Source organism: Nonomuraea sp. NPDC003201, from assembly GCF_053590415.1.
Window position 1 is genome coordinate 1 of sequence record NZ_JBSFTC010000309.1, and the last position, 12,330, is coordinate 12,330.

Annotated in this window: 9 protein-coding genes; 5 read left to right on the forward strand and 4 right to left on the reverse strand. The window is 68.9% G+C overall.

The features are described from left to right. Together ACWDX9_RS51155 and ACWDX9_RS51160 are read right to left on the reverse strand one after the other, a co-directional pair. Window positions 1-952, reverse strand: a 952-nt coding sequence (locus tag ACWDX9_RS51155) for an ALF repeat-containing protein (protein ID WP_449968861.1), incomplete at its 3' end; no start/stop codon positions are given. 131 nt (window positions 953-1,083) lie between these two features. Beyond that, window positions 1,084-3,468: a S1 family peptidase gene (locus ACWDX9_RS51160; protein WP_449968864.1), complete on the reverse strand. Its 2,385-nt coding sequence runs from the start codon at window positions 3,466-3,468 to the stop codon at window positions 1,084-1,086. Window positions 3,469-4,175: 707 nt separating this feature from the next. Between ACWDX9_RS51160 and ACWDX9_RS51165 the strand changes: the two genes are divergently transcribed. The 4 genes from ACWDX9_RS51165 (at window position 4,176) to ACWDX9_RS51180 (ending at window position 8,070) form a co-directional block, all read left to right on the forward strand. Continuing rightward, window positions 4,176-5,477, forward strand: a complete 1,302-nt coding sequence (locus tag ACWDX9_RS51165) for an alpha/beta hydrolase (RefSeq protein WP_449968867.1) — start codon at window positions 4,176-4,178, stop codon at window positions 5,475-5,477. Between the two features lie 442 nt (window positions 5,478-5,919). After that, entirely contained in the window at window positions 5,920-6,471 is a 552-nt protein-coding gene (locus tag ACWDX9_RS51170) for an RNA polymerase sigma factor (protein WP_449968870.1), read from the forward strand. Beyond that, window positions 6,468-7,325 carry a hypothetical protein gene (locus tag ACWDX9_RS51175; protein ID WP_449968872.1) on the forward strand — a complete coding sequence of 286 codons (858 nt, stop codon included), beginning with the start codon at window positions 6,468-6,470 and terminating at the stop codon, window positions 7,323-7,325. Before ACWDX9_RS51170 ends, ACWDX9_RS51175 begins: the two co-directional genes overlap by 4 nt. A 148-nt stretch (window positions 7,326-7,473) precedes the next feature. Next, window positions 7,474-8,070 (forward strand): hypothetical protein, encoded by a 597-nt coding sequence (locus tag ACWDX9_RS51180; protein ID WP_449968875.1) that lies wholly within the window; start codon window positions 7,474-7,476, stop codon window positions 8,068-8,070. A gap of 116 nt (window positions 8,071-8,186) precedes the next feature. Here the strand turns inward: ACWDX9_RS51180 and ACWDX9_RS51185 are convergent, their stop codons facing one another. Together ACWDX9_RS51185 and ctaD are read right to left on the reverse strand one after the other, a co-directional pair. After that, window positions 8,187-8,750, reverse strand: a complete 564-nt coding sequence (locus tag ACWDX9_RS51185; protein ID WP_449968878.1) for a hemerythrin domain-containing protein — start codon at window positions 8,748-8,750, stop codon at window positions 8,187-8,189. 183 nt (window positions 8,751-8,933) lie between these two features. Then, window positions 8,934-10,601, reverse strand: a complete 1,668-nt coding sequence (gene ctaD / locus ACWDX9_RS51190) for an aa3-type cytochrome oxidase subunit I (protein ID WP_449968884.1) — start codon at window positions 10,599-10,601, stop codon at window positions 8,934-8,936. A 294-nt stretch (window positions 10,602-10,895) separates the two neighbouring features. Here ctaD and ACWDX9_RS51195 point away from each other — a divergent pair. Next, the coding region (locus tag ACWDX9_RS51195) for a thiamine pyrophosphate-requiring protein (protein ID WP_449968881.1) at window positions 10,896-12,330 on the forward strand (1,435 nt) is incomplete at its 3' end.

The window sequence follows — 12,330 nt, forward strand, 5'->3', positions numbered from 1 at the left end:
CCTGGAGCAGCCGGACGTAGGCGTCGGCCACCCGCTCGACCAGGAAGTCGGCCAGCGGCCCCTTGTCGGCCGCCTCAGCCGCACGCTGGGCCTGACGCTTGGCCTCCGCCGACTCCTGTCCAGCCAGCGAGGCGAGGCGTTGTGCCTCCAGCGCGTCGTTCTTGGCGGCCAGGGACTCGGCCTTCGCGCGCTCCGCCTGCGCGACCGCGGAGATCGTCTCGAATGCCGCACGGCGAGTCGCCTCTGTGGCGCTCGCCCGGAGATCGCCCAAGGTCTGGTTCTCGTTGTCCCGGGCCTGGGCCACCCCCCAGTCGATCTGGACGAATCGTTCCTGCATCTCCAGGCTGCCGTCCTGGAGCGCCCGGTTCGCCGCGGCCTGCACCTCCGGGCCGCCGTCAGCCATCGCACGATTGACGATCGCCCGCAGGTCCAGCCGGTACGGCAGCCGCCATCCCGACTCGATGAACTGCCCCAAGGCCGTACGCGACCCGTTGCGCAGCACCGCGTTCGCGGCGGCCTTGACCTCCGGTCCGCCGGCCGCCTTCATCTCGTTCACGCTGGCGCGCAGGTCGATCTCCCGAGCGGTCTCCCAGCCGCCGTCGAGAAACGCCACCACGGCACCGGAGTTGTCCGAGACCAGGGCGGCGTTGGCGGCGGCGGACACCTCGGGGCCTCCGTGGGCCTTGATGCGGCCGACCTGCTCACGATCGTCCTGCGTCGCGAGCCGGGGAAGCTGGGCGAGGAAGGCGCAGATCTCCGCCTGCCCTCCGAGCAGCGCATCCTCCGCGGCCGGACGGACGTTCACACCGCCCGTGACCCAGGCCTCCAGGACCACCTGGCGTTCGCATGCCGGCGCGCGAGGTGGGTCCGCCTCCGCCGCCGCGGCCCGTGCTTCGACGATCGGGCTGCTCACGAGAAGCAGCGAGAGCACGGCGCCGACGACACTCGTCATCTGCCATAAAGCCCTGCCGCGCCACGCGCGAATCGCCTTCATCGCAGTCTCTCCACCTGTTCGGTCGATGCTTCCACATGAATGGGCTGGACGGCCGACCGGCTGTCACCTGCCGGTCGGCCGTTCCGTTCTCAGCTGACGACCCGCAGTTCCAGGAGGGTCTCTCGGCAGTTGTCCGGATAATCCGGGTGGTTCTCGTCGCAGGTGGTGTCCGTACGTCCGAACTGCTCGCTCTCGTCCCGCTCGACGCGCTTGGTGCGCTCCGCGCCGGACGTCACGTTCACAACGGTCGCGTCCACGTCATGGCCGGCTCCCGGTGAGCGGCTGTCCCCCTGGACCTCGTAGACGTTCGGGATCCGGAGCTTCACGTATCCCGCGGGTCCGATGACCTTGAAGCACACCGCCGTCACGCCGAGGTGCGGCTCGCCGACCTCGGTCTGGCCGTTCAACAGGCCCGGGAACACCTTGATCACGCCGACCCCGTTCGCCGGGGACGCGGTGCACGAGACCCAGATGATCCCGCCGTTCCCGGAGAGCAGCTGGAAGTTCTTCGCCTCGGCCTCGTCCGTACCCCAGTCGTCCTGACCGGACGTACCTGCGAACTCGTGATGGAAGTCCACGGGATAGGCGAAGTTCTCCACGATGGAGTCCGGGCGGATGACGGGCCACACGGTTTCCAGGATCGGCCGCCCAGGCGGATAGGCCCGGCTCACGACCCACGCGATCCCGTCCATCGGCCGGTAGAGGAGCAGATAACTCTGCCCGCCCGACCCCTGGTAATCGAAGGCGATGATCCGGTCCCTCGTGCTCTTCAGGTCATAGCCACCGATGCCGGTCGAGCTGTGGAACACCGCTCTGAACGTGTTGCCCGCGCCGTGTTGGAGGACCCAGGCCGTCTGCGAGCCCGGACGGTAGAGCAGCAGATGATCGAGCTTCCCCGAATTCTCGTAATCGAAGGCGATGATCTGATCCGCCGTGCCCTTCAGGTCGTAACCACCGATGCCGCCGGCGGCCGAGGAGTAGACCGGCGCGTAGGTGCCGTCCGCGCCTCGCTTGAGGATGGAGACCATCCCGGCCCCCGGCCGGTACACCACCAGATGATCCAGCTTCCCCGAGCCGTCGTAATCGAAGGCGGTGATCCGGTCCGCCGTGTTCAGCAGGTCATAGCCACCGATGCCGGTCGAGCTGTGGAACACCGCTCTGAACGTGTTGCCCGCGCCGTGCTCGAGGATCCAGGCCGTGTGCCCGCCCGGACGGTAGAGCAGCAGGTGATCGAGCTTCCCCGAGCCCTCGTAATCGAAGGCGATGATCTGATCCGCCGCGCTCTTCAGGTCATAGCCGCCGATCCCACCGTCGGCCGAGGAGTAGACCGGCGTGAACGTGGCACCACTGCCGTGCTTGAGAATGTGCACCATCCCGGTCGCCGGCCGGTACACCACCAGATGATCGAGCTTCCCCGAGCCGTCATAATCGAAGGCGGTGATCCGGTCCGCCGGGTTCTTCAGGTCATAGCCGCCGATCCCACCATCGGCCGAGGAGTAGACCGGAGCGTAGGTGCCGTCCGAGCCCCGCTTGAGGATGGAGACCATCCCCGTTCCCGGCCGGTACAACAGCAGGTGATCCAGCTTCCCCGAATGTGCGTAGTCGAACGCCACCACCTGGTCGCGGGCGTCCTTCAGGTCATAGCCGCCGAGCCCGGTCGAACTGGGGCCGTACGTCCGGAAGGTGGTGGTGGGCTCGGCCGCCACCAGGCTGATCCAGCTCGCCAGGTCGTCCACCCGCACCGCGTCGGCGCCGCGCGGCCCGTCGCCGGCCGCACCGAGGCAGCCCCCCTGCCCCGCGCCGATGCTGAGCCCGACGAGCTCCGGACGGCTCCCGCCCGTACGGAACACCGGGGCTCCCGCGTCGCCCTGACAGGCGCTCGTGTCGCCGCCGCTCGCTCCGGTCCAGCCGAACGAGCCGGCGGCCACGGTCCCGGCGGTGACCGGCGCGGCATGCAGCCGGTTGGGCGCCCACTCCTCAGCGGTCCGGCCATAGCCGGCGACCTGTAGCGCGTCCCCCGCGGCAGGAACGGTGGAGCTGACCGCGACGGGTGTCACGTCGAGTACCCGCAACGACAACCGGACCAGCACGACATCCCGGTCACGGTGCGGGTGGACCCACTCCACGGGCAGCACCCGCCCGCCCGAGCCGAACAGGTCCGTCCTGCCGACCGTCACCGTCGTCGCCTCCGTCGGCGCCCCGCTCTTGACGGGCTGCCCCTCGGCGGCGAAACAACTGGTGGCCGTGATCACCCACTGCGGGCTGACCAGGGCTCCCGTGCATGCGTGCTTCTCACCGACGTTCACCTTCGCCACGAAACCCCACGTACCGTCGGCGACCGGGCTCCCGCCCCGCACCGCATACGCCGGCGTCGCCCCCGGCCCCGCCCCCGCCCAGAGCACGGTCGAGGAGATGGCCATCAAGAACGAGAGGGCTGTGATGTGTAATAACCGGATCATTCGCTGGAGGTTCACGGCACGATTGTGGGACTCGCGATCTAGGCGAACCAGGGCATCTACCGGACATAAGGCGGCCATTTGCCCAGCGGAGAGCTCCTTTGCCCTTGCAGGGCTGCTGCATCGTCTGCCCGTGGAGAGACTGCGGCACCTCAGGTTGCTGATCCGCCCTGACATGATCCTGCGCCGGCATCGTGATCTGCTGCGGTGCCGGCATGCAGCAGCCGGTGCCCGTCGGTGGCGGGGACGCCTGCGGCAGCGACTCGTCTCCGGAACGGGAACACACCGCCCGGTCCTGCCCCGCTTCGACCGCTCTGTGATCCCGACATCAACCCGGCCTCGATCACCTCCTTGGACATCCGCCGACGTGATCGGCTCGGAGGTGTCCGAAGGAATACCGACACGCGGCTTGACCTGGCCGGATGATTAATCGGCACCCGCACGGTCGTCGATCCCGCCACTGCGGTATCCGGTTCAGCCGTTCGGCCGACCGGGATCGTACTTCCGGTTGATGATCTCATCGAAGCGGCCGGGAACCATACTCTGTTGTGAAGCGATACATGACGATCGGCATTGGGGTGTCTGTCGCTATACCGGTCCTGGCGAGCGGCGCGTTCGCCTCGGCCCAGGCCTCTGGGAGCGCCTCCGCCTCAGACTCCGGCAGAGCCGGCGTGTCCTGGCGTGCCTGCGCGGACCAGCCAGGAGCCGAGTGCGGCGAGGTAGAAGTGCCGCTCGACTGGAACGCCCCATCGGGTGCCAGGATCAAGCTGTCAGTCGTGCGCCGTAAGGCCACGGATCCCTCGGCCCGGGTGGGCACCCTCTTCTACAACCCGGGCGGGCCGGGAGTGCCCGCCGTTCTGCTGGTGCGCGACTACGCCGCCGACACCTTCTCCGAAGAGCTACGCCGCCGCTTCGACATCATCGGCATAGACCCGCGTGGAGTGGGGGAAAGCATCCCGGCGCTGCGATGCGGCCGGCCCGTCCACAATCCTGAGATCAGCCAGTTCCCGAAGGACAAGGCCGGATACGACCAGCTCGTCGACTGGAACGCGGCCACCGGCCGCAGTTGCCTCACCTCCACCGGACCGTTGCCGGCACACCTGGACACGGCGAACGTCGCACGCGACTTCGACGCGGTGCGGGCCGCCCTCGGCGAGACGAAGATCAGTTTCTTCGGCAAGTCCTACGGCAGCATGCTCGGGGCACAGTACGCCCGCCTGTTCCCCAGCAGGGTACGCACGATGGCACTGGACGGTGCCGTCGATCAGGCCATACCCGCATCACGGCTGGTCACCGACGCCGCAACGGCCGTGGAGGACTCCTTCGACCGGTTCACCGCCTGGTGTGACCGCACCGCGACGTGCGCCCTGCACGGTCGCGACGTCAGCCAGGTGTGGGACCGCCTGGTCACCGCGGCCGAGCGAGCGCCGATCGGCGTATCGGGCGGCCGGCCCCTGACCGCCGAGGAACTGCGCTACTCCGCGTATGCCTTCCTCACCATGACTCCGGAGTTTGCGGGTGGCCTCGCAACCGCGATCACGCAGGCTGAGCGGGGCGACGCCCAACTCTTCGCGACCATGCGGGCCCAAGCGCTGGACGATCCGGTGAGCACAGCCGCCTACCGGTCGATCCTCTGCCAGGACATCGATCCCGGGATCCACAGCTTTGCCGACATGCGCAAACGTATGCGGCAGGTCCGCAGCATGGCCCCTCATATGCTCGGTACGTCTGAATTCTGGGACATGACCGCGGGGTGCGCAGGCTGGCCGATCCCTCCGGCTCACTCGCCGCGTCAGAGCACGATCAGGAACGTGCCGCCGATTCTCGTGATCGGCAACACTCACGACCCTGCCACCCCGCTCCGCTGGGCGCGCAGCCTTTCAGAACGCATTCAGGGCTCGGGACTGCTGATCAACGACGGCGACGGCCACACCGCATACCGGAGGTCCGCCTGCGCGACGGAGCGCATCGACACCTACCTGGTGACCGGCGCGTTGCCTGCCACCGGATCGGTGTGCGTGCGATAAGGGCCCTCTGCGGCGCCGTCGCCGGCCGGCCGACGGCACCTGGCAGGCGTTGCTGACCCCGCTCCAGGCCGAGCGGGGCGCTGAGGGCCGGGGGACCGTCGGGGAAGGTGATCCCCGTGCCCTCGTAGGTGTGGTCCCCGCCGCCGACGACGTACCCGCGGCCGGCCAGGTCCTCGGCGAGCGAGGTCTGCATCGGGCGCGGGTCGGAGAAGCCGGGGTCGACCGGGATCGCCTGATGCCGCGATCAACGCCAGGAGCGGGATCGGGCCCGGCCATCGGCCGTGGGAACGGGCTTGGCCTGCGGTGATCGTGTCTTCTCCCTTGACCGTCCGGGAAAGTCGCCTCCGCGGTTCGTCCTCGAGAGCCGGGCGGCCGCTGTCACACCCGTAAAGTGCCGGACATTTACCGGCATGTGACATTCCTGAACCGGAAGGACGACGACGTGGGACCAGCGGAGCCCCGGCGGCGCTTCGAGGAGATCTACACCGAGCATTACGCGGCCGTCTCCAGTTACGTACGCCGCCGTGCCGAAGACCCCGACGACGCCGCCGACGTGCTGGCCGAGACGTTCACCACGGCGTGGCGGCGGCTGGCCGACGTGCCGTACGGCGAGGAGGCCCGGCTGTGGCTCTACGGCGTGGCCAGGCGCACCCTGGCCAACCACCGGCGCGGCCAGTCTCGCAGGGCGGCGCTGACCGTCCGCCTGCGCGAAGAGTTCGCCGACTGGACCGGCACCGTCGTGAACACGGCCTCCGACGCGGCCCGGGAGGCGTTCGCCCGCCTGTCCGGCGACGACAGGGAGTTGCTGTCCCTGGTCGGCTGGGAGGGGCTCGACACGCCGCAGATCGCCAAAGTGCTCGGCTGCTCCTCCACGGCGGCCCGCCAGCGCCTGCACCGCGCCCGCAAGCGGCTGGCCGTCGAACTGGCCCGCGCTGACGCCGACCTGACCACCTACGGCCCGCGCGCCGTGAACCTCGCCAAGGAGAACGCGTGAACACCGACGTCGACGACATCGTCAAGAGCCTCGCCCCCGACCCCGGACCCGGCCTGACGCCGGGGGCCCGGGAGATGCTGACCCAGATCATGGACGACGCCGCGCCGCTGCAGAAGCCGCTGAAGAAGAGGAGGAGGTGGGCGGTGGCGCTGCCGATCGCGGCGGCGGTCGCCGCCGGGGCGCTGCCCACGTTCCTCACCGCATCCCCCGCCGCCGCGCTCGACGTCAAGGACGAGGGTGACCACTACGTCATCGAGGTCAAGGACCTCTACGCCAAGCCCGAGGTGTACGAGAGCAGGCTGCGCGGGCTGGGGCTCAAGGTCTCGCTGAAGGTCGTGCCCGTGAGCCCGAGCCTCGTCGGGGAGATCTCCACCGACACGCCCGGCTGGAAGGCGGGCCCCTTCCCGTACGCGGACAAGATCAAGACGATCGACCGGCCGGAACAGTGCGGGCGCTACCGACAGTGCCCGATCGGCGTCACCATCGCCAAGGACTTCACCGCCCAGGCGGACATCCTGCTCGGCCGTGAGGGCCGTCCGGGAGAGGAGTACCAGGCCAGTGCCGGTCTGAACGACGACGGCGAGCCCCTGCACTGCCGGCCGTTCTACAACCGGCCGGTGGGCGAGGTGCGGGGACGGCTGAAGGAGTTGGGGGTGAGCGTCAGGGAGTACGCCGTCAAGCGGCCGGGCGAGCGGGGGGAGGACGCGCAGGTCACTGCTTCGGTGCCCGACTCCATGTACGTGACGGGCGGCGGGCTGGCCTCGTACGACACGGCGGACCTGGTCGTGAGCGAGACGCCGATGGACGGCGAGCTGCTGAGGACGATCCTGCGGAAAGAGGGGTGCGGTTCATGATCCTCCGCATGGCGGTGGCCGCCGCGCTGCTGGCGTCCGCGATCGGGAGGGAACGCGGCCCGGACGAACGTCACCCAGACGAACACAGCGCAGACGAACACAGCGCAGACGAACACAGCGCAGACGAACACAGCTCGGGGGAAACGCGGTGACGCTGCTCATCGGAGACCGCGTCATCGTGGCCGGGGGAGGATACCGGGTCGAGCCGGGCGCGGGCAGGGAGGCGGGGTTCATGGGGCAGGTGCACGGCGGCCATCTGTACGTGATCCCCTCCGACGCCCTGCCGCTGATCGCCCAGGGCAGGCTCGACCGGCGCCTGTTCGCGGACGGCGTCGCGGGCAGGGCCGGGACGGACGTCTCCGCGACGGGAACCGTCACGCTCGCGGGCGCCGGCAAGATGCTCGCGACCTCCGGGATCACCGACCGCCTGATCGCCCTGCCGGAGCGGTGCGAGCTGCGTGCCGAACTGCCCGCCGGAGCCGCCTCGTACACGCTGAGCACGTCCATGAGCAGGCAGTCCGTGCTGTCCACAAGGTGGAGGCGGCTGCGGCTGGAGATGTCGGCCGATGACGGGGCGACCTGGCACGCCGTTCCGGTGGCGGCGTCCGGATCGGGGTGGACGGCCCTGGTGCGTAACCCGGCAACGCCGGGGTTCGTGTCGCTGCGCGTGACGGCTCAGAACGGGTCCGGCGGCGGGCTGACGCAGACGATCGTACGAGCGTACGCGGTCGGCCCAGCGGTGTGACCCAGCCGGGCGGGTAGGTCGCCTCGCTCCGGCAGTGATGGATGCCCATCGAGGCAGGGCACCGGTGGTAACCAGGTCTGTGCCCTGCCGGGCTCGAATCGGCCGTGGGGAGTCTGTCAGGAACGTCCCCGGCCGGTGAGGATGTCCCGGATGCGGTCCACCAGTCCTGCGCCTGGCGCCAGCAACTTGTTGGCGGGCGGGGTGTCCGGCGCGGACGGGTGCGGCCGCGTGGGGGCCATCTTCTTGGCCCGCTCCACCTTGGCGCCAAGCTCGACCAGTTGATCGGCCGGGCACGCCTCACGGAGGCGTGGGAACAGGTCGTTCTCCTCCTCCCGGATGTGTGCCCGGATCTGGCCCATCAGGAGTTGCATGGTGGGCCAGAAGTCGGCCTGGCCCGGCTCCAGCGCCTCCAGTCGCTTCATCGTCTCTTCCGCGTCGGCGTGCTCGGCGATCTCCTGATCGGCCAGCTTGCCGCCGCCGCGCACGTGTTCGCGGACGGTCGGGTAGAGGTACTCCTCCTCGGCGACGGAGTGCCGTACCAGCTCGATGACCACTTTCTCGGCCAGCGTCTTGGCCTGCTCACCGCCGTCTCCGGTCATCCGTTCGAGCTGGGTGAACATCTCCTCGACCTCGCGGTGGTCGATGACCAGGACCTCGATCATGTCCTGCTGCGTGCCCATGACGGCCTCCCTCGGGGTTGGCGTGCGGTTGTCATGGGCCCCGCCGCCGCTGGTCACAGTGCCAGGGGCGCGGGCGGAGCCTCCCCGCCCTTGTTCCCACCGACAGGGGCTCAAACGTGCACGTGCCGGGTTGCGTCGTGTTCTGACGGCTCAGCCCGGGCAGGAGGAGGGGCATAAAACCGCTCATGGCGGCGGGGCCTCCGTCTGCGGTTCGGCGGGCAGTTGTGGTTGGCCGGTGTACGGGTGGTGCAGGTCGAAGGCCGGGCGTTCGCTACCGATGCGGGGCAGGAAGGTGAAGTTGTGCCGCGGTGGCGGGCAGGACGTGGCCCATTCCAGAGAGTTCCCGAAGCCCCATGGGTCGTCCACGCTCACTTGGGGGGCGTGGCGGTGCGTCCAGTAGATGTTGTAGAGGAACACCAGGGTCGAGGCTCCGAGCAGGAACGCGCCGGCCGAGGAGATCGCGTTGAGCGTGGTGAATCCGTCGGCCGGGCTGTAGTCGGCGTAGCGGCGCGGGAAGCCGAGCACGCCGAGCCAGTGCTGGATGAGGAACGTGGTGTGGAAGCCGATGAACAGCGGCCAGAAGTGCAGCTTGCCCAACCTGTCGTTGAGCATCCGGCCGGTCATCTTCGGCCACCAGAAGTAGAAGCCGGAGAACATCGCGAAGACCACGGTGCCGAAGACCGTGTAGTGGAAGTGGGCGACGACGAAGTAGGTGTCGCTGATGTGGAAGTCGAGCGGCGGCGAGGCCAGGATGACGCCGGTGAGGCCGCCGAACAGGAAGGTCAGGAGGAAGCCGACGGAGAACAGCATCGGCGCCTCGAAGGACAGGTGGCCGCGCCACATGGTGCCGGTCCAGTTGAAGAACTTCACCCCGGTCGGGACCGCGATGAGGAACGTCATGATGGAGAAGAACGGCAGGAGCACCTGTCCGGTGACGAACATGTGGTGGGCCCACACGGTCATCGACAGTCCGGCGATGGCGATGGTGGCGCCGATCATGCCGAGGTAGCCGAAGAGCGGTTTACGGCTGAAGACCGGAATCACCTCGGTCACGATGCCGAAGAACGGCAGCGCGATGATGTACACCTCGGGGTGGCCGAAGAACCAGAACAGGTGCTGCCACAGGATCGCGCCGCCGCTGGCCGCGTCGAAGACGTGGGTGCCGAGCTTGCGGTCCGACTCCAGCACCAGCAGCGCCGCCGCCAGCACCGGGAAGGCTATCAACACCATCATGCTGGTCAGCAGGGTGTTCCAGGTGAAGATCGGCATCCGGAACATGGTCATGCCCGGTGCTCGCATGCAGATGATGGTGGTGATGAAGTTGACGGAGGCCAGGATGGTGCCCAGCCCGCTGAGTGCCAGGCCCATCACCCACAGGTCGCCGCCGATGTTGGGGCCGGGGGTGAACTCCTGCGTGGACAGCGGGGTGTAGGCGGTCCAGCCGAACGGGGCGGCGCCGCCGGGCAGGAGGAAGCCGCTGATCACGATCAGTCCGCCGAACAGGAACAACCAGTAACCGACCATGTTCAGCCGGGGGAAGGCGACGTCCGGGGCGCCGATCTGCAAGGGCATGACGAAGTTGGCGAACCCGCCGAAGAGCGGAGTCGCGAACAGCAGCAGCATGATCGTGCCGTGGATGCTGAAGAGCTGGTTGAACTGCTCTCGCGTGACGAACTGCAGTCCCGGGCCGAGCAGTTCGGCGCGGATCACCATCGCCATGATCCCGGCCAGGAGGAAGAAGACGAAGCTGGTCGAGAGGTAGAGATACCCGACCACCTTGTGATCGGTGGTGGACAACCAAGAAACGATCAGCCGCCCGGCCCTGGCCTGGCTACTGACCTGGACGGGGATCGTGGGCTCCGGCTGCTGCTCGATCCTGGCCACGACACGTCCCCTCCCGACGGCTGCCGGGGGGACGGAACTTGGACTTCCCGCTCTGCCTTAGGCCTAATCGATGCGAAGTCCTAGAAGCCGGTCATGTCATGGTGTGCCGGCAAGGGGTCCTGTCAAGGAACTCGACCTCGGGTGGGTGCGGGGCGAGCCTTGAGCCGGGAGAACACCGGACCGACTACCCGGCTCGCCGGTTTCAATCTTGTGGCCCGGGCAGGGCCTGAGGAAAGCCGCTATCGCTGGGAGGACCTGGTCATGGCTCCTACCGTCGCCGATTATCTACTCCTGCGCTTGCGTCAGTGGGGTGTGGAGCACCTGTTCGGCTATCCGGGCGACGGCATCAACGGGATCATCGCGGCGCTGGGACGCGCCGAGGACCGCCCGCGGTTCGTCCAGTCCCGGCACGAGGAGATGTCCGCGTTCCAGGCCGTCGGGTACGCCAAGTTCACCGGCAAACCGGGGGTGTGCCTGGCCACCAGCGGGCCCGGCGCGATCCACCTGCTGAACGGCCTGTACGACGCCAAACTCGACCACGTCCCGGTCGTGGCGATCGTCGGGCAGACGGCCCGCAGCGCGATGGGCGGCAACTACCAGCAGGAGGTGGACCTGCTGAGCCTGTTCAAGGATGTCGCGAGCGCGTACGTGCAGATGGCGACCGTCCCGGCGCAGCTGCCCAACCTCATCGACCGCGCGATGCGCATCGCCGTCGCCGAGCGCGCTCCGACCGCCGTGATCATCCCCTCCGACCTGCAAGAAGAGGACTACGAGCCGCCCGGCCACGCGTTCAAGAACGTGCCGTCGTCGGCGCCCGGCTACACGCCGCCGGTGACCCGCGCGCCGGAGGAGGAGATCGGCCGGGCGGCCGAGGTCCTCAACGCCGGGTCGAAGGTGGCGATCCTGGTCGGTCAGGGGGCCCGCGCGGCCGCCCCGGAGGTCGTCGAGGTCGCCGAGCTCACCGGGGCCGGGGTGGCCAAGGCGCTGCTCGGCAAGGACGTGCTGCCGGACGATCTGCCGTACGTCACCGGGTCCATCGGCCTGCTCGGCACCCGGCCCTCCTACGAGCTCATGCGCGACTGCGACACGCTGCTGATCGTCGGGTCCAACTTCCCGTACACGCAGTTCCTGCCGCCCTTCGGCGAGGCGCGCGGGGTGCAGATCGACCTCGACGGCCGCATGATCGGCATGCGCTACCCGACCGAGGTCAACCTCGTCGGCGACGCCGCCGAGACGCTGCGGGCGCTGATCCCGCGCCTGACCCGCAAACAGGACCGGTCCTGGCGCGACACCGTCGAGCAGAACCTGGCGCGCTGGTGGGCCACGGTCGAACGCCAGGCCAGGGTGGAGGCCGACCCGATCAACCCGATGCTGCTGTTCTGGGAGCTGAACTCGCGGCTGCCGCAGAACGCCATCGTGACCGCCGACTCCGGCTCGGCCGCGAACTGGTACGCGCGCGACCTGAAGATCCGCGCCGGCGTGCGCGGCTCGCTGTCGGGGACGCTGGCGACGATGGGGCCGGGCGTGCCGTACGCGATCGGCGCGAAGTTCGGCCACCCCGACCGGCCTGTCATCGCCTTCGTCGGGGACGGCGCCATGCAGATGAACGGGCTGGCCGAGCTCATCACGATCAAGCGGTATGCCTCCCAGTGGGCCGATCCGCGTCTGATCGTGGCGGTCCTGCACAACAACGACC